The organism is Pseudomonas sp. W2Oct36 (assembly GCF_041060465.1).
GTDB classification, from domain to species: Bacteria; Pseudomonadota; Gammaproteobacteria; order Pseudomonadales; family Pseudomonadaceae; genus Aquipseudomonas; species Aquipseudomonas graminis_B.
Genome location: NZ_JAUERW010000008.1, coordinates 165,452 through 187,687, shown reverse-complemented (window position 1 = coordinate 187,687; position 22,236 = coordinate 165,452). Strand labels below are relative to the sequence as shown.

The following is a 22,236-nucleotide window of genomic DNA, read 5'->3' as shown; positions in this document are numbered from 1 at the left end:
CCGCTTGCTCCCCAACAACAACCAGAGGCACCTTCTATGGCTAACATCGGATTCATCGGCACCGGCATCATGGGCTTGCCCATGGCAGAAAACCTGCAGAAGGCAGGTCATCAATTGATCCTTTCCCGGCATTTCAGTGCCCCGCCCGCGTCACTGGTGGACGGCGGCGCGACGGTGCTGGCCAACCCGCGGGAAGTGGCGCAAGAGGCGGAGTTCGTCATCGTCATGCTGCCGGACACGCCGCAGGTCAACGACGTGCTGTTCGGCGAAAACGGTCTGAGCGAAGGCACCGGAGCCGGCAAGGTGGTCATCGACATGAGTTCGATCTCACCTTCGGCGACCAAAGCGTTTGCCGAGAAAATCAACGCCACCGGCGCGCAGTACCTCGACGCGCCGGTGTCCGGCGGCGAAGTCGGCGCCAGGGCGGCCACGCTGAGTATCATGGTCGGCGGCGAGCAGGCGACCTTCGAACGCGCCCTGCCCCTGTTTCAGGCCATGGGCAAGAACATCACCCTGGTCGGTGGCAACGGTGACGGTCAGACCGCCAAGGTCGCCAACCAGATCATCGTCGCGCTGAACATTCAGGCGGTGGCTGAAGCCCTGCTGTTTGCGTCGAAAAACGGCGCTGATCCGGCCAAGGTGCGCGACGCATTGATGGGGGGCTTTGCCTCGTCGAAGATTCTGGAAGTCCATGGCGAGCGGATGATCAAAGGCACGTTCAACCCGGGTTTCAGGATTGCGTTGCATCAGAAGGACCTGAACCTGGCCCTGGAAGGCGCGCGGGAATTGGGGCTGAACTTGCCCAACACTGCCAACGCCCAGCAAGTGTTCAGCACCTGCGCGGCGCTGGGTGGGAGTGGCTGGGATCACTCGGGGCTGATCAAGGGCCTGGAGCACATGGCGAATTTTTCGATTCGCGGGGATCACAGGCCTGACTGACTGGCATCGAGAGGTGTGTTGGCCATACCGGCCCCTTCCAGGCTAAAGCCGGTCCTACGACGCACACGCCGCTGATTCTCGTAGGACCGGCTTTAGCCGGGAAGAGGCCCGCCCTGCTCACACATCCGGCGCGGCAAACACGTCAATAAAAAAAGCCAGGCCTCCTCTCGGACAGCCTGGCTTTCTTCTACAACGGAGCTTCTAAATCATCCTGCAAAGCGATCAGAAAATATTGATCGGATAATCCGCAATCAAACGAAATTCCTTCACGTCGCCATCGGGCTGGTCGCCGTTGGCGGCGTGCCAGGCCTGACGCATGCGCAAGGACAAATCCTTGGCCGGGCCGGACTGTACGACATACTTCGCCTCCAGGTTGGTTTCGTGGTGGTCGCCGTCATCGCCATAACCGGTGTACGTGCTGTTCGACGGAATGTGGGACCCATCGATGTCATCACCGTGGATATAACGAACCATGAAGCTCAAACCCGGCGCACCGTAACTTGCCATGTTCAGGTCGTAGCGCGCCTGCCAGGACTTTTCACCCGGCCCGTTGAAGTCGGAGTACTGCACGGAGTTGGCCAACAGTATCGAATCGCCAGTGTCGCCCCCGCCGTTATTACCAAAGGCCACATAATCGAATGGTGTGTCGCCATGCACTTTCTGATACGCCAGCGTCACGGTATGAGCGGTCAGGAATGAATAGGCAGCCGCCAGCGACCAGGTCGTGTTGTTGATATCCCCGGCCTTGGCGGCACCGCTGTCGTTGGTGCGGTAGATATTGAAATCGACGTTCAACGACTGCTGATCAGAGATCGGCAAGGTGTAGTTGGCATTGGCGTAGTACTGATGCCAGACGTCCTTGAGGTCCGAACCGTAAAGGCTGACCGAAAGATTATCGCTGAGCGCATATTTACCGCCCGCGTAATCAATGCTGCTGGCTTCAACGTTGGCATACGCCGCCCAGATGCCGTGATCATTGTTGGTCGTGACCGGGCCGTTGCTGCTGGTGAAATGACCGGCATCGAGGTCCAGATTGGCGATATCACTGCTCAGCAGGTTAAAACCGGTCGCGGTCTGCGGGAACAGGCGTGACCCCCCTGCGGCAAACACCGGCGCCTCGGGCTGCAGGTTGCCGTAGCGCAATTCGGTCTTCGAGATGCGCATCTTCAGCGCACCGCCGGCGGTGCCGAATTCATCCTGCGGATTGCCGTGGCTGTCCACGGGCAGGTTGCCGGTGCCGGTGGTCCCGCCACCGCCATCGAGCTTCAGGCCCCAATAACCGTAGGCGTCAACGCCAAAACCAACGGTGCCCTGGGTGAAGCCGGAACTGAAATTACCCAGCACGCCCTGGGTCCAGTCCTTGCTGTCGTCCTTGCCGTTCTTGTTGTCCCGATTGAAATAGTAGTTCTTGAGATGAACAGTCAGACTGCTGTCGTCGACGAAGCCCTTGGCCTCCGATTGATCACTGACAACCGCTGCCGTTGCCAATTGACTGACACCCAGCGAAACCGCCAGCGTCATCAGATTCCATTTTACGAAAGTCATTGTTGTCCCCTGTCTCGATTAAAGCCCAGCGCGGGCGCCGCCTGGATGCGGGTCGCTGTTTGAAATTCATACGGTTCAGCGCTGGAGCGGGCGTTGCGGCAGATGGAAACGAAACACATATGCCAGTGACTGGACGGCTGTTCCAGCCAAAGGAGCACATTGATTATTGTCGACGCACATTCTACACACGGTAAAACACGCACTTGAAGGCCGAAAATCTTGTAGCACTATCCAACCGGCGGGGTTCCCAACCCGTCTTGATAGTCACTATCAACCTTCGTAATAGTCGAAAACTTTGAACGGATGTTACCGTCGTCGGCGATGAAGAACACGACTCGATTGCCGGATGACTCCGCAGCGTCAGGCAATCGAATCATGCTCCGCTTCATCATTCCTTTGGTAAGACTTTTAGCCACCTCACGCCAGTGCGGTGGCTTTTTTTATTCCTGGCGGGTCGAGCGTTCAAACAATTCGCCGGGAACATGAAGCGGTCGAAAAATTCCCTCTGAAAGTACCAACGGACACTATTGATTCGATAGGTAAATTCTCTAGGCAACGTCGTAGAAAGTCCGATATAAAGCGCACCAAGTAATGGCGTTCCAATATCATTAACGCCCCCCATTTCAGGTGCCTTTTATGTTCAAAAATCTTTCGATCGCCAAGCGCCTGGGATTGGGCTTCGGGCTTGTTCTCGCGCTGATGATTCTGGTCACGCTGGTTGGCGTTAACCGGGTCCGGCTAATGGAATCCGCACTGACCGACGTCAGTGAGGACGCCACCATCAAACAGCGCTACGCGATCAATTTCCGGGGCAGCGTCCATGACCGCGCCATTGCCCTGCGCGACGCCGTGCTGGTGCGCAACGACGCCGGGCTGGCCACGCATTTGCGTGACATCGAGCGCCTCGACGGCCTTTATCAGGCCTCCGCTGCGCCCATGGACCGCATCTACCAGACCAAGGGCGCGTCGCCCCGTGAGCAAGAGCTGCTGGCCAACATCAAAGCGGCAGAACGCACCTCCCTGAGCGCCACCGAAAAACTGCTGAAGCTGCGCCAGCAAGGTGAAATCGACCAGGCCCAGACGCTGCTGATGGAGCAAGTGTCCGGCGCCTACAAGGACTGGCTCGCCCGCATCAACGCACTGATTGACCTCGAAGAAGCGGCCATCAGTGGACACATCACTTCGGTACGGGCCACCGCCTCGCAATTCGCTTCCCTGATGTTGCTGGCGACCGGCATCGCCGTGGTGTTGGGCATCATTGCCTCGCTGCTGATCATCCGCAGCCTCAAATCGACCCTGGGCGCAGAACCCCATCAAGTGGCGGCTTCGATCCGTCGTCTGGCGGCCGGCGAGCTGACCGACAAGATCGAAACGGCCTATCCCGACAGCGTCATGGGCGCGCTCAAGGCGACCAATGTGCACCTGTCGGCCACCATCACCGAAGTGCGTTCGGCTGCGGCGGCGTTGACCCACTCTTCCGCACAGCTGCTGTCCAGTTCCGACAGCAACAGCGACCAGATGCGCCTCCAGGCCAGCGAAACCCAGCATATGGCCGCTGCAGTCAATCAGATGGCGACCACCGTAAAAGAAGTGGCGAGCTACGCCAATCAGGCCGCCAGTGCTACCCAGACCGCCGATGACGAAGTCGAGAACGGCAAGCGCGTGGTCGAAGGCACCGCCCAGGCGATGGATCAACTGGCGCGCAAGCTGGAAAGCGCCGCTGACTCGGTCGGCCAGGTGTCCAGCGACAGCCGCGCCATCGAGAACGTGGTGGCGGTGATCAACTCCATCGCCGAACGCACCAACCTGCTGGCGCTCAACGCTGCCATCGAGGCCGCCCGCGCCGGTGAAGCAGGCCGCGGGTTTGCCGTGGTCGCCGACGAGGTTCGCTCCCTGGCCAACCGCACCCAGGAATCGACCCAGGAAATCCGCGACATGGTCGGTCAATTGCAAAACGGGGCGGTGAAGACCGCCGACCTGATGCGCGAAAGCCGCGAGATGGCCCAGCGCACGGTCGAGCAGACTCACGAAGCGCAAACCGCGCTGGTCAGGATCCGCCACGAAGTCGGAGCGCTCAACGACATGAACGCGCAGATCGCCAGCGCCGCCGCGCAGCAACAGGCGGTGGCCGACGACGTCAGCGTCAACATCAACCGCATCCACGATGCGGCGCTGGAAACCGCCGTCGGCTCCAATCAGGTGGCCCGCTCCAGCCGCGAGCTGTCGACCCTGGCCGACGTGCTCACCGACCGCGTGAGCTTCTTCAAGGTCTGACCGCCCAGGGCTGCGTCGCGCAGGCGGCGCAGCCCTTTGCTGCATGATCACTGCATCACTCGGCTCCCCTGCCTGCCCCCCTACGGCGTCTCGATCCTGACGGCGCACCCGGCTTAATCGCTGGAGTCCTTCTGCACTTTCTGGTCTAGTAGCGATCCGGTCATCCCGAGTCGACCGTCGTCGATTCCGTCATCCATTCGCTGCAACTGCCACCAAGCAAAGGTCCCGCCGATGTCTGCCCAACGTTTCAAACACGCCCTCTCCTGCCTGTCCCTGCTGGCCTGTCTGACCTCCACTGCAGCCTTCGCCCACGCCCATCTTGAAAGCCAGCAGCCCGCTGCCGACAGCGAAGTGAGCGCGCCCAAAGAGCTGCGCCTGGTCTTCTCCGAAGGCGTCGAAGCCACATTCACCAAAGTGGTCATCAGCCTGGACGCCCCTGATACGCCGACTGAAATCATCCAGACGCGTAACGTCGAAACCGATCCCAATAACCAGAAAGTTCTGATCGTGACCCCCGCCGTGCCGATGGTCCCGGGCACATACAAGGTGGAATGGCACGCCGTGTCGGTGGACACCCACAAGAGCGAAGGCACCTACCGCTTTCAGGTGACGCCATAACCCCATGCACGAAGGACTGATCCTGTGCCGGTTCATCCACTTCGGCGCAGTGCTGGTGCTGTTCGGGGTCGGCGCGTTCCGCAGCCTGTTGTTTGGCCGGCATTTGCTGCCTTTTGAGGTAAGCCAGGCGGAACCTCGCCTGAGTCGACTGCTCGGCTGGCTCGCGGCCATCGCGCTGGTGAGCGCGATGGCCTGGTTGATGCTGACGGCTGCTTACCTGAGCAGCGACTGGAGCGGCGCGATCAATCCGTCCACCGTCGGGCTGGTGCTGGGCAATACCTGGTTCGGTCATGTGTGGGTCGTTCATCTGCTGCTGAACGTGCTGGTTGTCAGCCTCAATCGCCGGGTGAACCCGGGCGCGCTACTGGTCCTCAACACGCTGTTGCTGCTGACCCTGGCGCCGGTGGGTCACGGCGCCATGTTCGACGGTCTGAAAGGCCAGCTGCTGATCCTCAATCAAATGCTGCACCTGCTCGGCGTCGGCACCTGGCTCGGCGGTCTGTTGATGCTGGCCCTGCTGCTGAGGGCTGATGGTGGTGTCGATCTGGCCTTGGTATTGCGGCGTTTCAGCGGCATCGGCTACGGGCTGGTGGCGGTGATCATCGCCACGGGCCTGATCAACGTTCGTGCCCTCAGCGGCGGGTTCTGGCCTGAGCCGGCGTTTGCCGGGTTCGGCCTGGTGCTGGCCGTTAAAGTCACGATGGTTGCGGGGATGCTGGTGCTGGCAGCGCTGAACCGGCAGTTGGCCCAGGCCGCTGATTTGCCGATGGCGCGGCTGCGGCTGAGCGTATTGCTGGAAGGCCTGTTTGGCGCGGGTGCGCTGGCGGCGGTGTCGTTGCTGGGCACCTTGCCGCCGATGCTGGGCTGATTGAACAGGTTGGCCTGAAGGCAAAAGTTTGAACGCAAGACTCGGAGTGTCGCCTTCCATCACTGCGGCTAACGTACAGTCCAGTGAACCGTCAGAGAGCCGCCGAAATGAGCCGCCAGCCGAGTAATCCGTCCACCCAACCCGTCGAGCTCGACCCGCGCTGGAACGCCGTGGTGTCCCGGGACGTCAGCGCCGACGGGCAGTTCGTCTATGGCGTGCGCACGACGGGGGTGTACTGCCGCCCGAGCAGCAGCGCACGCTTGCCACGCCCGGAAAACGTGGTGTTCTTTGACAGTGCCACCGAGGCCGAAGCCGCCGGGTTTCGCCCGAGCAAGCGCGCCGCCGCCGACCGCACCGGCCTGGCTGAGCAGCACGCCGCCGTGGTCGCTGGCGCCTGTCGTCTGATCGCCGACGCGGAGTTGTTGCCGACCCTCGCCGAGCTCGCTGCCCACGCGTCCATGAGCCCCTGGCATTTCCACCGCGTCTTCAAAGCCGTCACCGGCCTGACACCCAAGGGCTACGCCAACGCCCACCGCGCCGACAAGGTACGCCACAAACTGACCGACAGCGGGCGTATCACCGACGCCCTGTACGACGCCGGTTTCAATTCCAACAGCCGTTTCTACGAGGCCAGCGCGGGACTGCTGGGCATGAGCCCCACCGACTACCGCAAGGGCGGCGCGGCGCTGGAGATCCGTTTTGCCGTCGGCGAGTGCTTTCTCGGCGCCATTCTGGTGGCCCGGAGCCCCCGGGGCGTGTGCGCCATTCTGCTCGGCGATGACCCCAATCGACTGGTGCAAGACCTGCAGGATCAGTTCCACAGCGCCACGCTGATCGGCGGCGACGCGGAGTTCGAGCGGCTGATGGCGGAGGTGGTGGGGTTTATCGAAGCGCCGAAGCTGGGCCTGAACCTGCCGCTGGATTTGCAAGGCACCGCTTTTCAGCAGCGAGTCTGGCAGGCCCTGGCGCAGATCCCGCCGGGCACGACCGCCAGCTACGCGCAGATCGCCCAACGGATCGGCGCGCCGACCGCCAGCCGCGCGGTCGCCCTGGCCTGCGGGGCAAACCGCATTGCCGTGGCGATTCCCTGCCATCGTGTGGTGCGCAGTGATGGCGCGTTGTCGGGCTATCGTTGGGGAGTGGAGCGCAAGCAGGCGTTGCTCACTCGTGAGGGTCAACAAAAGGAATCACAGTATTCACGCTGAGCTGTTTTGATCGGTTTCAGCCCAGCTCAAACGTCAGTTTCGCTGCTTTCGTAATGCTATCGATCCTCGCGGGTGTGCCACAGACGCAGCAAATAGATTGTGGAATTCGCTATCTCGTAGCGCATCTCGTAACAGCCGATCTGGATTCTGCGCACATCCCTCGGCTCAAATTCTTCCAAGCGTTCGCCTATGCGTGGGTTGGCGAGTAACGTAGTCGGTGCTGTCGTGAGTTGCTGCACGGTTCGTGCGGCGGCTGGCTGATTGACCGCTGCAAGAAACTCATACAGTCGGGCAATGTCGGAAAGCGCTTTGCTTGTCCACTTCAATTCCATCAGCGCGGGACCGGCAACGGCGTGTCGGTGCCAAGGCTATCAGCCCAGGCCTGAACGGCTTGGTGATCAATTACCCGGCCAGCATCAACGTCAGCCAATGCCTCGCGAGTCAGGCGACTCCGCTCTTCTTCCTGATCTATCCAGGCGGAAAGAGCCTGTTTGACGATCCAGTTTTTGGAGCGTTCCAGACGCTCTGCCATCAAATCGACTTTCTGTGCCAACGCCTCAGGAACGTGAGCCGTCACCGATCGGGTCTTTGCGGGGTTTGCCATGATGGGAGGGTCCTGACTAAAGAGTGATTCAAAGTTAATCATAGTGAGTCATTAAAAGTCGTCAAGAGTAGAGTCAGGTGTCGGAATGCGCTGTACGCCATCCGCTAGAAGCTTCCCGGCTAAAGCCGGTCCTACCACTGAAGCCGGGCATGCAAACGCCGGTAACAGCTTCTCGCTTGAGAAACCCTGACAGCGGCGTAAGGTCCCTGCACCGGATCTCACAAGGAGCATGGACGTGCCTTCGACTCTTCAAGCAGCGATAACCGACAACGCCCCCTCATTCTGGTTGATCGCCGACCAGCTCAATGCACGCAACGAAACCGAACGACTTGACTACATCCGCTCGGGCTTCCCGCCCGGCTGGGTCAAGGTGCTGCGCAATGCCTTCCGCCTCAGCAACAGTCAGCTCGAAGCCTTGCTGGCGACCTCGGTCTCGACCCTGGAACGCCGCCAGCGTCAGCAACGGCCGCTGGACATCGTCGGCTCCGAGCGCCTCGATCGGGTTGCCGCCCTCGCCACCCACGCCGCCGAACTCTTCGAAGACCAGAACACCGCCCGCCGCTGGATGGTTGCCTCCAACCGCGCACTCAACGGCCAGACACCCATCGCCCTCTGCGAAACCGAGATCGGCGCGCGCCAGGCACGCCGCGTGCTCAGCGCACTGCAGCATGGCGGGGTCGTCTGATGCAGGCCTGGAGGATCAGCAAGGACAGTGCCGCGAACGATCTGTCCGGCCTGGGCGCCGCGCAGTTCGGCGGGCGCTGGAATCACGCCGACCAGCCTGCCATTTACCTCGCGCTGAGCGCGTCAGGCTGCGCCCTGGACACGCTCATTCAATGTGCGAGCCTTCCGCAGCCGGGTTTCCAGCTCGTTCACCTGCAGTTGCCGGATGACCCGGGGCTGTATTGGCAACCGGCGCTGACTCAGTTACCTCCGGGTTGGGACGTCACACCGGCGGACCGCCCCAGCATGGATTTCGGCAGCGCCTGGCTGGAGCGGCGCGAGCAACTTGGTCTGATCGTGCCGTCCGCGACCATCACCCATACGCGCAACCTGCTGCTCAATCCTCGGCACTCCGCCATGGCGCAGGTCAGGGTGCTCGAGGTGCGCCCCTTCACCTGCGGCTGATCAGCGCTGGGTATCGACCACGATGCGCCCGCGCACCTGACCGTTCATGAGCCGGTGCGCGGTCTCAATCACCTCACCCAAGCCGATCTCGCGGCTGATCAGCGGCAGCAGCGACACATCAAGATCCCGGGCCAGACGCGCCCAGGCGTCAATGCGGTCCTGGCGCGGGCGCATGACGCTGTCGATGCCTGCGAGGGTCACGCCGCGCAGAATGAAGGGCGCCACCGACGCCGGAAAGTCCATCCCTTGGGCCAGACCGCAGGTCGCCACCGTGCCCCAATAGCGGGTGCTGGCGCAGATGTTGGCGAGGGTGTGGCTGCCCACCGAATCGATCGCCCCGGCCCAGCGCTCCTTGGCCAACGGGCGGCCGGGCTCGGCAAGGGTGGCGCGGTCGATGATTTCTGCGGCGCCGAGAGAAGTCAGGTAATCGCTCTCACTCAAGCGGCCGGTAGAAGCCACGACGCGATAGCCGAGTTTTGCCAGCAGCGCGATGGCGAAACTGCCGACACCCCCGTTGGCGCCAGTCACCAGCACATCGCCCTTGTCCGGCGTGACGCCGTTTTTCTCCAGCGCCATGATCGCCAGCATCGCCGTATAGCCCGCCGTGCCGATGGCCATGGCCTGTGCCGGCGTGAAGCCGCTTGGCAGCGGGATCAGCCATTTGCCCTGCAAGCGCGCCCTCTGCGCCAGCCCGCCCCAGTGCCCTTCGCCGACGCCCCAGCCATTGAGCAGCACCTGATCGCCCGGCTTGAAGTCCGGGTCGCTGCTGTCCTCGACCGTGCCGGCCAGGTCCACCCCGGGCACCATCGGAAACTGCCGCACGATCGGCCCTTTGCCGGTGATCGCCAGGCCGTCTTTGTAATTCAGCGTGCTGTGACTGACGCGCACGGTGACGTCGCCTTCAGGCAACTGACTGTCGTCGATGTCCGTCAGCTCGGCGCGGTAGCCGTTGTCGTCTTTATTGATCAGGATGCCTTTGAACATGCCGCACACTCCTATTTAGACCGCTCGTCTATAACCAGACCTGAAGACATCAGCGCGGCAACCCGCGCAGAAATCCGATGATGAAGGTATTGAGCGGCTGCTCGTTCTGCACCAGTCGAGCGCGTAACACGGCGCCCTCCCAGCCGATCCAGAAATACGCCGCCAGCTCTGAACAGTCGGTGCGCGCCGGCAGTTCCCCAGCCGCGATCGCCGCTTTGAAGCACCCTGTCAGGCGCGCCTGCCAGTCGAGGAAAACCTTCTCCAGCGCCTCACGGAAGCCCGCTGGCAGAACGCTCACTTCCTGGCCCATGTTGCCCACAAGGCAGCCCCGCCGAAAATCGTGGCGGGCGATATTGACCTTCGATGCCTGAACGAAGCCGGCCAGCCGTTCGAGCGGCGAGAGCGATTCATCCAGCAGCCAGCGGTCCAGGCGCCGGGCGAAGTAGCCGGCGTAGCTGTCGAGCACTGCGAGGCCGAACACCTCTTTGCTGGCGAAGTAATGATAGAAAGAGCCTTTGGGCACACCGACCCGCTTGAGGATGCCGTCGATGCCCGTGGCCATGAAGCCCTGCTCGGTCAGTACCTCAACGCCGCAACGGATCAGCGCCTCGCGGGTGTCGAAGTCATCAGGGCGTGCCACTTTCGGTGGACGGCCGGGGCGTCTGGGTTTTGCAATGATGTCGTTCATGGGGTTGCATATTAGACCGAGCGTCTATTAAATCAACCGCAACTTTGCATGCGCCGCTGTTCAGCGGCCTTTTCGCTACGGAGACTCTGCCGATGATCGCCTGGCCCGACACCCGCCTGCTCAAACTGCTGGACATCGAACTGCCCATCCTGCAAGCGCCCATGGCCGGTGCATCCGGCTCGGCGATGGCCGTCGCGGTGGGCAAAGCCGGAGGCCTGCCCTCGCTGCCCTGCGCCATGCTCACCCGCGCGCAGATTAGAGAGGAAGTCGCGCGGATACGCGCGGGCACCCATGCGCCGCTCAACCTGAATTTCTTCTGCCACTCGGCCCCGCCCGCCGACCCGCAGGCCGATGCAGACTGGAAACACCTGCTCAAGCCCTACTACGACGAACTGGGCGCCGACTTCGATGCGCCAACGCCCACGTCCAACCGGGCACCCTTCGACGAGGCCGCTTGCGCGCTGGTGGAGGAATTGAAACCTGAGGTGGTCAGCTTCCATTTCGGCCTGCCCGATCTCGCCTTGCTGGCGCGGGTTAAGGCCACCGGTGCGAAGGTGCTCTCCTCGGCGACCACCGTGGAAGAAGCCGTGTGGCTCGAGGCACGGGGTTGCGACGCGATTATCGCCATGGGCTACGAGGCCGGCGGCCATCGCGGGATGTTCCTCACCGATCAGTTGCACACCCAGGTCGGCACGATGGCGCTGGTGCCACAGATCGTCGATGCCGTGACGATTCCGGTCATCGCGGCCGGCGGCATTGCCGACAGTCGCGGGATCGCCGCCGCGTTCATGCTCGGCGCCTCCGCCGTGCTAGTGGGCACCGCCTACCTGTTCACCCCGGAAGCCAAGGCCTCGGCGCTGCATCAGGCGGCATTGAGCCGCGCCCGGGACAGCCAGACCGCCATCACCAACATTTTCACCGGTCGCCCGGCCCGGGGCATCGTCAACCGCATCATGAAAGAGATCGGACCCATGGCCGCTGCCGCGCCGGCCTTCCCCACCGCGGGCGGCGCACTGATGCCCCTGCGCAGCAAAGCCGAAGCCCGTGGCGACGACGGCTTCATGAATCTTTGGGCGGGTCAGGCGGTGGGCATCAAGCACTCGCTGTCCGCAGAAGAACTCACCCGGACGCTGGCCATCGGCGCCCTTGAGCGGCTGGCCGGGCGCTGAGCCGATGATACAGACGTCGATTTAAAACGGAGCGCGGCACGATCCCGCTTCCGCGCGGAGGAGACTCGCTATATATTTCGCTGCATAGCGTTTGACCGGCGTCCGGTTGGCGTTCTTCCTCATTCCGTTTGCTAGCCCGGAGCCGTTCCATGCGCGCCGTTTCAAACTGCTTCACCCTCACTGCCCTGGTCATCGCCTGTGCCGCGCTGTCATCGGGCACAGCGTTCGCCGATGAGGTCCAAGTGGCCGTTGCCGCCAACTTCACGGCGCCGATCCAGGCCATCGCCCAGGACTTCGAAAAAGACACCGGTCACAAGTTGGTCGCTTCTTTCGGCGCGACCGGCCAGTTCTACACCCAGATCAAAAATGGCGCGCCGTTCGAAGTATTCCTCGCCGCCGATGACACCACGCCGGCCAAACTGGAGAGCGAAAACGAGACCGTGAAAGGCTCGCGCTTTACCTACGCGGTGGGCACTTTGGCGCTGTGGTCGGCCAAAGACGGCTATGTGGACGACAAGGGTCAAGTGCTCAAGGACGGCAAATTCGAACACCTGTCCATTGCCAACCCGAAAGCCGCGCCCTATGGTCTCGCTGCCACCCAGACCCTGGACAAACTGGGCCTGACCGACGCAACCAAAAGCAAGGTCGTCGAAGGCCAGAGCATCGCCCAGGCCTATCAGTTCGTGCAGACTGGCAACGCCCAGCTGGGTTTCGTCGCCCTCTCCCAGGTGTTCAAGGACGGCAAGCTGACCGGTGGCTCGGCGTGGATCGTGCCGGCCAATTTGCATGAGCCGATCAAGCAGGACGCGGTGATCCTCAACAAGGGCAAAGACAACGCCGCCGCCCAGGCGCTGATGGACTACCTCAAAGGCCCGAAAGCCGCCGCCATCATCAAATCCTACGGGTACCAGCTGTAAATGCTGCTGGGCAGTGCAGACCTCGCGGCCATCTGGCTGACGCTGAAACTGGCGTCCCTGACCACTGTGATTCTGCTGATCGTCGGCACGCCCATCGCGCTGTGGTTGTCGCGCACCCGCTCTTGGCTGAAAGGCCCCATCGGCGCGATCGTGGCCCTGCCTCTGGTGCTGCCACCCACGGTGATCGGCTTTTATCTGCTGCTGTTGCTCGGGCCGAACGGCGCGGTCGGGGAGCTGACCCAGAGCCTGGGGCTCGGCACGTTAACCTTCAGTTTCAGCGGGTTGGTGATCGGCTCGGTGCTGTATTCCCTGCCGTTCGTGGTGCAGCCCTTGCAGAACGCCTTCGTCGCCATCGGTCCTCGCCCCCTTGAAGTGGCGGCCACGCTGCGCGCCGGTCCTTGGGACACGTTCTTCTCAGTGATTCTGCCGCTGGCGCGCCCCGGCTTTATCACCGGGGCGATTCTGGGTTTCGCCCACACCGTGGGTGAGTTTGGCGTGGTCCTGATGATTGGCGGCAACATCCCGGAAAGAACCCGGGTCGTGTCCACGCAGATCTACAACCACGTCGAAGCGATGGAGTACGCCCAGGCCCATTGGCTGGCCGGGGCGATGCTGGTGTTTTCCTTTGTGGTGTTGCTGGCGCTGTATTCCAGCGGCAAGGCCCGGTCGGCGTGGAGCGGCGCATGAGTGCGAAGATTGAAGTGCGGCTGCAGGTGAATTACGCCGAGTTCGTTCTCGACGTCGACCTCCACTTGCCCGGTCGCGGCGTCTCGGCGCTGTATGGCCATTCCGGCTCCGGCAAAACCACCTGCCTGCGTTGCATCGCCGGGCTGGAAAAGGCGGCCGACGGCTATATCCGCGTCAACGGCGAGGTCTGGCAGGACAGCGCCAACAACATCTTTCTGCCCCCGCACAAACGTCCATTGGGCTACGTGTTTCAGGAAGCCAGCCTTTTTCCGCACCTCGACGTCGAGGGCAATCTGCGCTTTGGCCTCAAGCGCATCCCCGAGCGCGACAGGCGTATTACGTTGCAGCAGGCGACCTCGCTGCTGGGCATCGATCATTTGCTCCAGCGCGCGCCCGATAGGCTGTCCGGCGGCGAGCGTCAACGGGTCGGGATCGCCCGCGCGTTGCTGACCAGCCCGCGCCTGCTGCTGATGGACGAACCCCTGGCGGCGCTGGATGCGCAACGCAAAAGCGAAATCCTGCCGTACCTAGAGCGCCTCCACGACGAGCTGGATATTCCGGTGATTTACGTGAGTCACGCTCAGGATGAAGTGGCGCGTCTGGCTGATCATCTGGTGCTGCTCAGCGATGGGAAAGCGCTGGCCAGCGGCCCCATCGGCGAAACACTGGCGCGGCTGGATCTGCCGCTGGCGATGGGCGACGACGCGGGCGTGGTGATCGAGGGAAGCGTGCAGGCGTACGATGCGGCCTATCAACTCATCACCGTCCGTTTGCCGCGGAGCGAACTGAGTATCCGCGTCGCCCATTCCGCGTTGCTGCCCGGCAAACCCCTGCGCCTCAAGGTGCAGGCGCGGGACGTGAGCCTGAGCCTGCAACCCGACGCTCAAAGCAGCATCCTCAATCGCCTGCCGGTGACCGTCATCGAAGAGATCGCCGCCGACAACACCGCCCATGTGCTGGTCCGCCTCGATGCCGACGGCTCGCCGCTGCTGGCGCGGATCACCCGCTACTCCAGGGATCAGCTGCAGCTGGCGCCTGGGCAACGACTGTGGGCGCAGATCAAATCAGTCGCGCTGCTGGCGTAGGCGAGCAATCACCCGTCCCATTCATCAGGTATGCAATTAGTCGGCACGACTGCGCAGCGCAACGGTCAATGCAAAAAGACCCGCATTCAGGACTGCCTTTCATGCCGGACACAATCCACAGCGAAGACCTGCCCAAAGATCTGCATTACGTCGACGACAGCCAGCCCGGATTTACCCGCAAGATTCTGCGCGGCAAGTTCGCCTACTTCGACACTGACGGCCAGCGCATCCGCGACGAGAACGTGATCAAACGCATCAACGCGCTGGTGATCCCACCGGCGTACACCGACGTGTGGATCTGTGCCGACCGCCAGGGCCATCTGCAAGCGACAGGCCGTGACGCTCGCGGACGCAAGCAGTACCGCTACCACCCGCGCTGGCGCGAGATTCGTGACGAGAACAAATACTCGCGGATGATTGCCTTCGGCCAGGCGTTGCCCAAGGTGCGCAAGCAGCTGGAAACGCAGCTGGCCAAACCCGGCATGGGCCGCGAGAAGGTCATGGCGGCGGTGCTGTCGTTGCTCGACCAGACGCTGATCCGCATCGGCAACAGCCAGTACGCCCGGGACAACCGCTCCTACGGCCTGACCACGCTGCGCAACAAACACGTCGACGTGAAGGGCAGCAAGATCTACTTCGAGTTTCGTGGCAAGAGCGGCGTCGAGCACCGGCTCAGCGTCACTGACCGGCGCTTGGCGAACATCATCAAGCGCTGCATGGAATTGCCCGGCCAGAACCTGTTCCAGTACCTGGATGACGACGGCCAGCGGCATACCGTGTCCTCCCACGACATCAACCAGTACTTGCACACCCTCACCGGCGCCGATTTCACAGCCAAGGACTACCGCACCTGGGCCGGCAGCGCGATGGCACTGGCGACCCTGCGCAAGCTGCACTGGGAGCCGGAGGCAGACGCGAAGAAACACGTCGTGTCCATGGTCAAGGAGGTCGCGCGGCTGCTGGGCAATACCCCAGCGGTCTGCCGCAAGTGCTACATCCACCCGGCCGTGCTGGAAGCCTTCGCGATGGGCGAACTGTCCAAGCTGCCGCGCATCCGCCAGCGCAAGGGCCTGCGTCTGGAGGAAGTGGCGCTGGCCGGCTTCCTCCAGGGCCTGCAGGCCGCCGAGGTCATTCGTGAAGCATCCGAAGAACTGACAGGAGAAACAGCATGACCACCCACAGCGCGCATATCCCCGGCGAAAAACTCAACGACCCGGACGCACGCCCGGCTGACGTCGCCGATGACCGCGAGCGCACCGACGACGTGCGTGAAGACGAGCCGCTGACCGGCGGTGATCACGACGACGCCGGGCACACCCCCAAAGTGCCCCTCGCCGAGTAAACCGCTCCCGCTTTCCAGGATTCAAAGGCCTCACCCATGACCACACCGCCGCACCTGCCAGACGACGCCCGCCCTTCTTCCTTCACCGTCGACGCCGACCGCCCCGGATTCGTCCGGGTTCGCGGCGCCCGAGAGCACAACCTCAAGGACGTGGACGTCGACATCCCCCGCGACGCACTGGTGGTGTTCACCGGCGTGTCGGGGTCAGGCAAATCATCGCTGGCCTTCTCCACCCTCTACGCCGAAGCCCAACGCCGCTATTTCGAATCCGTCGCGCCCTACGCCCGACGCCTCATCGATCAGGTGGGCGTGCCCGACGTTGACTCCATTGAGGGCCTGCCCCCGGCCGTCGCGCTGCAGCAGCAACGAGGGACGCCGAGTACGCGCTCATCGGTCGGCAGCGTGACCACTCTGTCCAGCCTGATCCGCATGCTCTATTCCCGCGCCGGCACCTATCCGCCGGGGCAACCGATGCTCTATGCCGAAGACTTTTCGCCCAACCTGCCCCAGGGCGCCTGCCCCGAGTGTCACGGCCTGGGCCGGGTCTATGAGATTCCTGAAGAACTGATGGTCCCGGACGACTCTTTGACCATCCGCCAACGCGCGATCGCGGCATGGCCCCTGGCATGGGGCGGCCAGAACCAGCGGGACATCCTCGTCACCCTGGGTTACGACGTCGACACCCCGTGGCGCGACCTGCCGAAAAAGGATCGCGACTGGATTCTGTTCACTGATGAGCAGCCTAACGTGCCGGTCTACGGAGGGCTGACCCCGGAAGAAACCCGTCTGGCGATCAAGCGCAAACTCGAACCCAGTTATCAGGGCACCTTCACCGGTGCCCGCCGCTACGTGCAGCACACCTTTGCCACCACCCAGAGCGCGTTGATGAAAAAACGCGTGTCGCGTTTCATGCGCGGCAGCCCCTGCCCGTTGTGCGATGGCAAACGCCTGAAGCGCGAGGCCCTGTCGGTGACGTTTGCCGGCCTCGATATCGGCGAATTGGCGCAGATGCCGCTGCTGCGGCTGGCTGAAGTCTTGCGTCCAGTGGCTGCGGGCGTTTTTGAAAATGAAGATCGCGGCAGCGCTGTGCTGGATCGCGAGCAGATGGCCAAGGCGAAAAAGAAGCGGGTCACTGCAGGCGGTTCGGCCCACGACGCAGCCCCCGATGTGCGCGCGACACCGAACCTGTCTGTCGAGAAGCGCCTCGCCGCCCAACGCATCGCCCAGGACTTGCTGGCGCGGGTCAGCACCCTCACCGAACTGGGGCTCGGCTACCTGGCGCTGGATCGCAGCACGCCGTCGCTGTCATCCGGTGAACTGCAGCGCCTGCGCCTGGCGACGCAATTGGGCTCGCAACTGTTCGGCGTGATCTACGTGCTGGACGAGCCTTCTGCCGGCTTGCACCCGGCGGACAGCGAAGCGCTGTTCACGGCGTTGCAGCAGCTGAAGGCTTCCGGCAACTCGCTGTTCGTCGTCGAGCATGACCTGGAAACCATGCGCCGCGCCGACTGGCTGATCGACGTCGGCCCTGCTGCCGGCGAGCATGGCGGGCACGTGCTGTACAGCGGCCCTCCCGCAGGTTTGGCCGAGATCGAATCCTCGCAAACGGGCCGTCATCTGTTCGCCGAGCATTCCGCGCTGAGTTCGGCAAGAAGACAGCCGACCGACTGGCTGCGCCTGGAAGGCATTACCCGCAACAACCTCAATTCACTGAGCGCTGAATTTCCGCTGGGCTGCTTCACCTCGGTGACCGGCATCTCCGGTTCGGGCAAATCCAGCCTCGTCAGCCAGGCATTGCTGGAGCTGGTGGGCGCCGAATTGGGACGCCCTGTTGCGGAGGCCGAGGCGGAAGAATCCAGCCTGGAAGACGATGCGCCGCAACCCACCGGCGGGCACATTGCGGGCGGAATGAGCGCGATCAAGCGGCTGGTGCAGGTTGACCAGAAACCCATCGGCCGCACCCCGCGTTCCAACCTGGCGACCTATACCGGCCTGTTCGACAACGTGCGCAAGCTGTTCGCCGCGACGCCCGACGCGCAGAAGGCCGGCTACGACGCCGGACAGTTCTCGTTCAACGTCGCCAAAGGCCGCTGCGCGGTGTGCGAGGGCGAAGGGTTTGTCAGCGTTGAATTGCTGTTCATGCCCAGCGTCTACGCGCCCTGCCCGACCTGCCATGGTGCGCGCTACAACCAGGACACCTTGGCGATCAAGTGGAATGGGTTGAGTATCGCCGACGTGTTGCAGCTGACGGTTGAACAGGCGGTGGATGTATTCGCCGATCAGCCGGGGGTTGTCCGCTCGCTGACGGTGCTGCGTGATATTGGTCTGGGCTATTTGCGTCTGGGTCAGCCTGCGACTGAGTTGTCCGGCGGTGAGGCTCAGCGCATCAAACTGGCGACGGAGCTACAGCGCAGTCAACGCGGCGCCACCTTGTATGTGCTCGATGAGCCGACCACGGGCCTGCACCCCACCGATGTGGATCGCCTGCTGACGCAGTTGAATGCGTTGGTGGATGCGGGGCACAGCGTGGTGGTGGTTGAGCATGAAATGCGCGTGGTGGCGCAGAGTGACTGGGTGATCGACATCGGCCCGGGCGCTGGGGACAAGGGTGGCAATGTTTTGGCGTGTGGGACGCCTGAGCAGGTTGCCGACGTGGAAGAGAGCCGGACGGCACCGTTTTTGCGCAAGGTATTGAGGGGGTAAAGACGAAAAAGGCACTTGAGGTTGCCCTCAAGTGCCTTTTTTCTGAATGGTGCCCCGAGCCGGAGTCGAACCGGCACATCCTTTCGGACGACGGATTTTAAGTCCGGTGTGTCTACCAATTTCACCATCAGGGCGGTAGCACATATCAACCTCGACCTTCGCGCGTCGTATAGCGAGGCCAGCTGACAAGAGTGGGGAATATATACACCCGCAGCCCTGGAGGCAAGTTCAAAGCTTTCGGATTCAATTGGTTACGTTTGTTTACCGTCGCAGGCTCGATACCTGTTTATGCTTTCTCGCAGCTTAGGGTGACTCGTTGTCGCAGCTGTGCTGCTCCTTTCTTTTGACGAACCAAATGAGGTGTCTATGAAATCCGCTTTATGGCTGGGCCTGATTGGAGCATTTACGGTGGGCGCTCAGGCGGCATCGCTCAATGTTCCGATGAACATGGTGAGCGCTGATGGCAGCCCGCAGCCTGTTGGCGAGGTCACCATCAGCGAGACCGCTTACGGGCTGGTGTTCACCCCCGAGCTAAAATCTCTACCCGCCGGCATTCATGGCTTTCATGCTCACGAAAATGCCAGTTGCGACCCAGGCATGAAAGACGGCAAAAAGGTCGCGGCACTTGCAGCAGGCGGCCACTTTGACCCGGCGCGCACCGGCAAGCACCTGGGCCCCTATGGCGAGGGCCACTTGGGTGACCTGCCGGCGGTCTACGTCAACGCCGATGGGGTGGCCAACTATCCCGTGCTCGCACCACGTCTGAAGAAGATTTCCGACATCAAGGGTCACGCGCTCATGATCCATGTCGGCGGCGACAACCACTCCGATATGCCCATGCCATTGGGCGGTGGCGGTGATCGCATGGCGTGCGGTGTTATCTGACGGCACTCAAACCTGCTTCACTAAACACCACCCACAAAAAAGCCCGTAAGACGTTGATCTTACGGGCTTTAAATGTGGAGGCAGAGGTCGGAATCGAATCGGCCTAAGCGGATTTGCAATCCAATCCTCTGGTGAATACGGATTATGCCTAATGCAAAGATTACATCTGAGTAAAACTAAACTCAAAAAAGAAACTTTGTTCCTCTGTAGGTACCATGCCAAAGGGCCCCCGGATGGTTATCACATCCGGGGGCCCTTTGGCATGGTACCTACAGCGCATTGTCTGTCAAGACATTTCTAACCTTAGAAGCTATTTCAAGCTAGGTTTCACGTTCACGTTTGGCTGGATACGGTCAGATTTTGGCACTAAGTTTTATGCAGTGTGCAATTGTTGCTGAGTAGCTTCGAAGTGCCTAGTTTGGAATTGCATTAGCGCCTGAACCTTCAAACCCAGACCTTTATCCAAGCCCCATGAAAGAGCCAATCGATCTGCGCGCCCCTTCACAGTCACCTGATCAGCCTTATGGGCCACAACACGCTTGAGGGCCCGATTCGCTTCAAAGACGCGGGCCTCCGTAGCACACGTAAATTGAGTCAAGCGCTCCAACAAATACCCTGCTCTCCGCACCTCGACAGCGCTCCGCCTCACACGCAAAAATGAGTCAAGTGCTGAGTCTAAATTATCCGAGGAGTACCAAAAAGCGCGTGCAGCGCGAACGAGGACTGCATCATCAGCTTGATCAAGAGGTTGCTTTGTCAGCAGGTCCAAATCATCCGAGAGGACGGTGGCATTAGCGCGCTTCGTCGTCATCGTTCGTCTCCAGGTAGTCCGCAATAATATTACGAAGGATCGAGCTTGGGGGTTCCTTGTTGCCAACGTACACGTCAATAGCCTGTAAAGCTAGTCGATTGAGATCCGCGGCGGACATTAGGCCTCTTCGCAAAAGCTTTTCAATATCCTCGATGTCCTGTTCAGTGGCTCTTGCTAGCTTAGAGATAGCCAAATCCACCGGTGAAGCGATCATCACATGAATCGGCGAAGACTCACCAAAATCCCCAAGTCGTATCGCCCGCTCCAGATAGTCCTCGTGTAGAGGCCCCAGAGTGGTATTGAATGTTAGATCGTAGTTTAGAGCCAGCGTGCGACCTGTCGAAGGGTCTATAAACTCCTCGGGAGTCGCACCCAAGCTTGCGATTAGCTCATCCTTGCTGAGGGGGAGAGCATTATCAAAATAATACACCTCAGCATCAACATCTACAGAGACCCGATGACTCGTGTAAAGGTTAACCGCTACCCCGCCAAAGATAATGAGCTTGACTGAGCCCGGAGCAGCGCCCTCTACCTCTAGCTCCTCTTGGACTCCTTTGAACATAGCAACGACCGCCTGCCCCAGTGGTTGGGACGTGTCGACGTGTACGGGCAGTATATCTGGGATAGCTTTCATCAAAGGTCCGTCTTGGTGCGTTCAGATCCAATCGCGGTACTTGGCGCGATACCGCTGAAGCGCACGAATCTACCTCGAAACGCTCTAAATTTCGAGGGCGCAGTCCTTTGCAAGGCGGAATTGCTGGAATGAAAATGACCAATCTAGGGGAAATTGAGATGACGTCGAGGAGCTCCACGACTGTCCAATGGTCGCCCGGCAGGCAGGGGATTGCGGAACGCCTGCCCAAAGTTGCGGAACGTTTTACTTTTTCACGGCCCACAAAAAAGCCCGTAAGACGTTGATCTTACGGGCTTTAATAGTGGAGGCCGAGGTCGGAATCGAACCGGCGTAAGCGGATTTGCAATCCGCGGCATAACCATTTTGCTACTCGGCCTCAAACGCTCAACGATCCAACCACTACCGCTAAACGCATACAAACTGGAGCGGGAAACGAGACTCGAACTCGCGACCCCGACCTTGGCAAGGTCGTGCTCTACCAACTGAGCTATTCCCGCTTTGTGTGGGCGCCATTCTATACACTCAAATGACCCCGTCAACCCCTTGATTTAAAAAAACTTATTTTTCATCTGTGGTCGTGCGCAGATGCGGCCATGCGGCGCGAAGGTATTGCACCATCGACCACAGCGTAAGGCCCGCAGCGATCATCAACAGCACGTAACCCAACACCACCCAGAAGGTAAACGCAGGGGGGTTGGCCAACAGGATGACCAGCGCGAGCATCTGCGCAGCGGTTTTCCATTTGCCCAGGTTCGATACGGCGACTTGGGCTCGCGCACCCAGCTCGGCCATCCACTCGCGCAAAGCCGAGATAACGATCTCTCGACCGATGATCACGGCGGCCGGCAAGGTCAGCCAAAGGTTGGCGTGAGCCTGCACCAGCAACACCAGCGCAACGGCCACCATCAGTTTGTCAGCCACCGGGTCGAGAAAGGCCCCGAACGGTGTGCTTTGCTCCAGGCGTCTTGCCAGATATCCATCCAGCCAGTCGGTCGCGGCTGCCAGGGCGAACACCGAACTGGCGGCCATGTAGCTCCAGTGGTACGGCAGATAGAACAACAGAATGAAGATCGGAATCAGCAGGACACGTAATACGGTGATCAGATTAGGGATATTCATCGGCACAACTGGCTACGAGGTGAGCGAGCAT

22 protein-coding genes and 3 tRNA genes are annotated in these 22,236 nt (G+C 61.4%); 15 read left to right on the top strand and 10 right to left on the bottom strand.

The window, feature by feature from the left end; all coding sequences use genetic code 11:
• Positions 1-36 precede the first annotated feature (36 nt).
• A complete protein-coding gene (locus QWI18_RS13655) occupies positions 37-939 on the top strand; it encodes a 2-hydroxy-3-oxopropionate reductase (RefSeq protein ID WP_192131818.1) in 903 nt (300 codons plus the stop codon).
• 222 nt (positions 940-1,161) lie between these two features.
• Here the strand turns inward: QWI18_RS13655 and QWI18_RS13650 are convergent, their stop codons facing one another.
• The gene (locus QWI18_RS13650; protein WP_296308647.1) at positions 1,162-2,484 is read right to left on the bottom strand and encodes an OprD family porin; all 1,323 of its coding nucleotides are present in this window, start codon (positions 2,482-2,484) and stop codon (positions 1,162-1,164) included.
• Positions 2,485-3,120: 636 nt separating this feature from the next.
• Between QWI18_RS13650 and QWI18_RS13645 the strand changes: the two genes are divergently transcribed.
• From QWI18_RS13645 to ada, 4 genes are all read left to right on the top strand, one after another.
• Positions 3,121-4,758 (top strand): methyl-accepting chemotaxis protein, encoded by a 1,638-nt coding sequence (locus QWI18_RS13645; protein ID WP_065990529.1) that lies wholly within the window; start codon positions 3,121-3,123, stop codon positions 4,756-4,758.
• A gap of 231 nt (positions 4,759-4,989) precedes the next feature.
• A complete protein-coding gene (gene copC / locus QWI18_RS13640; protein ID WP_369319047.1) occupies positions 4,990-5,376 on the top strand; it encodes a copper homeostasis periplasmic binding protein CopC in 387 nt (128 codons plus the stop codon).
• A 4-nt stretch (positions 5,377-5,380) separates the two neighbouring features.
• A complete protein-coding gene (gene copD, locus QWI18_RS13635; RefSeq protein ID WP_369319046.1) occupies positions 5,381-6,244 on the top strand; it encodes a copper homeostasis membrane protein CopD in 864 nt (287 codons plus the stop codon).
• Between the two features lie 107 nt (positions 6,245-6,351).
• Positions 6,352-7,449: a bifunctional DNA-binding transcriptional regulator/O6-methylguanine-DNA methyltransferase Ada gene (ada, locus tag QWI18_RS13630; protein ID WP_296308653.1), complete on the top strand. Its 1,098-nt coding sequence runs from the start codon at positions 6,352-6,354 to the stop codon at positions 7,447-7,449.
• Positions 7,450-7,505: 56 nt separating this feature from the next.
• Here the strand turns inward: ada and QWI18_RS13625 are convergent, their stop codons facing one another.
• Together QWI18_RS13625 and QWI18_RS13620 are read right to left on the bottom strand one after the other, a co-directional pair.
• On the bottom strand, positions 7,506-7,781 hold the full coding sequence (locus QWI18_RS13625) for a type II toxin-antitoxin system RelE/ParE family toxin (RefSeq protein ID WP_065990514.1): 276 nt from the start codon (positions 7,779-7,781) through the stop codon (positions 7,506-7,508).
• Positions 7,781-8,053, bottom strand: a complete 273-nt coding sequence (locus QWI18_RS13620) for a CopG family ribbon-helix-helix protein (protein WP_065990867.1) — start codon at positions 8,051-8,053, stop codon at positions 7,781-7,783. Before QWI18_RS13620 ends, QWI18_RS13625 begins: the two co-directional genes overlap by 1 nt.
• Positions 8,054-8,288: 235 nt before the next feature.
• On the opposite strand from QWI18_RS13620, the gene QWI18_RS13615 reads away from it, so the two are divergent.
• Complete coding sequence (locus QWI18_RS13615; RefSeq protein ID WP_244160384.1) at positions 8,289-8,738, top strand: antitoxin Xre/MbcA/ParS toxin-binding domain-containing protein; 450 nt, start codon at positions 8,289-8,291, stop codon at positions 8,736-8,738.
• Positions 8,738-9,181, top strand: a complete 444-nt coding sequence (locus tag QWI18_RS13610; RefSeq protein ID WP_369319045.1) for an RES family NAD+ phosphorylase — start codon at positions 8,738-8,740, stop codon at positions 9,179-9,181. Before QWI18_RS13615 ends, QWI18_RS13610 begins: the two co-directional genes overlap by 1 nt.
• Here the strand turns inward: QWI18_RS13610 and QWI18_RS13605 are convergent, their stop codons facing one another.
• Complete coding sequence (locus QWI18_RS13605; protein ID WP_296316041.1) at positions 9,182-10,165, bottom strand: MDR family oxidoreductase; 984 nt, start codon at positions 10,163-10,165, stop codon at positions 9,182-9,184.
• Between the two features lie 49 nt (positions 10,166-10,214).
• The gene (locus tag QWI18_RS13600) at positions 10,215-10,853 is read right to left on the bottom strand and encodes a TetR/AcrR family transcriptional regulator (protein WP_369319044.1); all 639 of its coding nucleotides are present in this window, start codon (positions 10,851-10,853) and stop codon (positions 10,215-10,217) included.
• Positions 10,854-10,945: 92 nt separating this feature from the next.
• Here QWI18_RS13600 and QWI18_RS13595 point away from each other — a divergent pair, with 92 nt between their 5' ends.
• The 7 genes from QWI18_RS13595 to QWI18_RS13565 all read left to right on the top strand — a co-directional run bounded on the left by QWI18_RS13595 (position 10,946) and on the right by QWI18_RS13565 (position 18,756).
• Positions 10,946-12,022, top strand: coding sequence for an NAD(P)H-dependent flavin oxidoreductase (locus QWI18_RS13595; protein ID WP_369319043.1), 1,077 nt, complete (start codon positions 10,946-10,948; stop codon positions 12,020-12,022).
• A gap of 149 nt (positions 12,023-12,171) precedes the next feature.
• Positions 12,172-12,939 carry a molybdate ABC transporter substrate-binding protein gene (modA, locus tag QWI18_RS13590; RefSeq protein WP_369319042.1) on the top strand — a complete coding sequence of 256 codons (768 nt, stop codon included), beginning with the start codon at positions 12,172-12,174 and terminating at the stop codon, positions 12,937-12,939.
• Positions 12,940-13,626, top strand: coding sequence for a molybdate ABC transporter permease subunit (gene modB / locus QWI18_RS13585; RefSeq protein WP_065990502.1), 687 nt, complete (start codon positions 12,940-12,942; stop codon positions 13,624-13,626).
• Positions 13,623-14,711: a molybdenum ABC transporter ATP-binding protein gene (modC, locus tag QWI18_RS13580; RefSeq protein WP_192131839.1), complete on the top strand. Its 1,089-nt coding sequence runs from the start codon at positions 13,623-13,625 to the stop codon at positions 14,709-14,711. The genes modB and modC overlap by 4 nt, the downstream gene beginning before the upstream one ends.
• A 101-nt stretch (positions 14,712-14,812) precedes the next feature.
• The gene (locus QWI18_RS13575; protein ID WP_192131841.1) at positions 14,813-15,883 is read left to right on the top strand and encodes a DNA topoisomerase IB; all 1,071 of its coding nucleotides are present in this window, start codon (positions 14,813-14,815) and stop codon (positions 15,881-15,883) included.
• Positions 15,880-16,053 (top strand): hypothetical protein, encoded by a 174-nt coding sequence (locus tag QWI18_RS13570; RefSeq protein WP_192131843.1) that lies wholly within the window; start codon positions 15,880-15,882, stop codon positions 16,051-16,053. The genes QWI18_RS13575 and QWI18_RS13570 overlap by 4 nt, the downstream gene beginning before the upstream one ends.
• A gap of 36 nt (positions 16,054-16,089) precedes the next feature.
• Positions 16,090-18,756, top strand: coding sequence for an excinuclease ABC subunit A (locus QWI18_RS13565; protein WP_369319041.1), 2,667 nt, complete (start codon positions 16,090-16,092; stop codon positions 18,754-18,756).
• A gap of 47 nt (positions 18,757-18,803) precedes the next feature.
• On the opposite strand, the gene QWI18_RS13560 is transcribed toward QWI18_RS13565, so the two are convergent.
• Positions 18,804-18,890 (bottom strand) — tRNA-Leu (locus QWI18_RS13560).
• A 232-nt stretch (positions 18,891-19,122) separates the two neighbouring features.
• Here QWI18_RS13560 and sodC point away from each other — a divergent pair.
• Positions 19,123-19,641 (top strand): superoxide dismutase [Cu-Zn] SodC, encoded by a 519-nt coding sequence (gene sodC / locus QWI18_RS13555; protein ID WP_369319040.1) that lies wholly within the window; start codon positions 19,123-19,125, stop codon positions 19,639-19,641.
• A 791-nt stretch (positions 19,642-20,432) separates the two neighbouring features.
• On the opposite strand, the gene QWI18_RS13550 is transcribed toward sodC, so the two are convergent.
• From QWI18_RS13550 to pgsA, 4 genes are all read right to left on the bottom strand, one after another.
• On the bottom strand, positions 20,433-21,086 hold the full coding sequence (locus tag QWI18_RS13550) for a DUF6036 family nucleotidyltransferase (RefSeq protein WP_065990461.1): 654 nt from the start codon (positions 21,084-21,086) through the stop codon (positions 20,433-20,435).
• 302 nt (positions 21,087-21,388) lie between these two features.
• Positions 21,389-21,462 (bottom strand) — tRNA-Cys (locus QWI18_RS13545).
• Between the two features lie 45 nt (positions 21,463-21,507).
• A tRNA-Gly gene (locus QWI18_RS13540) sits at positions 21,508-21,583 on the bottom strand.
• 61 nt (positions 21,584-21,644) lie between these two features.
• Complete coding sequence (gene pgsA, locus QWI18_RS13535) at positions 21,645-22,205, bottom strand: CDP-diacylglycerol--glycerol-3-phosphate 3-phosphatidyltransferase (protein ID WP_065990459.1); 561 nt, start codon at positions 22,203-22,205, stop codon at positions 21,645-21,647.
• Positions 22,206-22,236: the final 31 nt, after the last annotated feature.

Coding starts and splice junctions, on each gene's coding strand:
- QWI18_RS13620 (WP_065990867.1), bottom strand. CDS start 8,053: ATGGCAAACCCCGCAAAGACCCGATCGGTGACGGCTCACGTTCCTGAG.
- QWI18_RS13655 (WP_192131818.1), top strand. CDS start 37: ATGGCTAACATCGGATTCATCGGCACCGGCATCATGGGCTTGCCCATG.
- QWI18_RS13610 (WP_369319045.1), top strand. CDS start 8,738: ATGCAGGCCTGGAGGATCAGCAAGGACAGTGCCGCGAACGATCTGTCC.
- QWI18_RS13570 (WP_192131843.1), top strand. CDS start 15,880: ATGACCACCCACAGCGCGCATATCCCCGGCGAAAAACTCAACGACCCG.
- QWI18_RS13550 (WP_065990461.1), bottom strand. CDS start 21,086: ATGAAAGCTATCCCAGATATACTGCCCGTACACGTCGACACGTCCCAA.
- ada (WP_296308653.1), top strand. CDS start 6,352: ATGAGCCGCCAGCCGAGTAATCCGTCCACCCAACCCGTCGAGCTCGAC.
- QWI18_RS13600 (WP_369319044.1), bottom strand. CDS start 10,853: ATGAACGACATCATTGCAAAACCCAGACGCCCCGGCCGTCCACCGAAA.
- modA (WP_369319042.1), top strand. CDS start 12,172: ATGCGCGCCGTTTCAAACTGCTTCACCCTCACTGCCCTGGTCATCGCC.
- QWI18_RS13595 (WP_369319043.1), top strand. CDS start 10,946: ATGATCGCCTGGCCCGACACCCGCCTGCTCAAACTGCTGGACATCGAA.
- QWI18_RS13625 (WP_065990514.1), bottom strand. CDS start 7,781: ATGGAATTGAAGTGGACAAGCAAAGCGCTTTCCGACATTGCCCGACTG.
- modB (WP_065990502.1), top strand. CDS start 12,940: ATGCTGCTGGGCAGTGCAGACCTCGCGGCCATCTGGCTGACGCTGAAA.
- pgsA (WP_065990459.1), bottom strand. CDS start 22,205: ATGAATATCCCTAATCTGATCACCGTATTACGTGTCCTGCTGATTCCG.
- QWI18_RS13650 (WP_296308647.1), bottom strand. CDS start 2,484: ATGACTTTCGTAAAATGGAATCTGATGACGCTGGCGGTTTCGCTGGGT.
- copC (WP_369319047.1), top strand. CDS start 4,990: ATGTCTGCCCAACGTTTCAAACACGCCCTCTCCTGCCTGTCCCTGCTG.
- QWI18_RS13605 (WP_296316041.1), bottom strand. CDS start 10,165: ATGTTCAAAGGCATCCTGATCAATAAAGACGACAACGGCTACCGCGCC.
- QWI18_RS13645 (WP_065990529.1), top strand. CDS start 3,121: ATGTTCAAAAATCTTTCGATCGCCAAGCGCCTGGGATTGGGCTTCGGG.
- QWI18_RS13575 (WP_192131841.1), top strand. CDS start 14,813: ATGCCGGACACAATCCACAGCGAAGACCTGCCCAAAGATCTGCATTAC.
- sodC (WP_369319040.1), top strand. CDS start 19,123: ATGAAATCCGCTTTATGGCTGGGCCTGATTGGAGCATTTACGGTGGGC.
- copD (WP_369319046.1), top strand. CDS start 5,381: ATGCACGAAGGACTGATCCTGTGCCGGTTCATCCACTTCGGCGCAGTG.
- modC (WP_192131839.1), top strand. CDS start 13,623: ATGAGTGCGAAGATTGAAGTGCGGCTGCAGGTGAATTACGCCGAGTTC.
- QWI18_RS13565 (WP_369319041.1), top strand. CDS start 16,090: ATGACCACACCGCCGCACCTGCCAGACGACGCCCGCCCTTCTTCCTTC.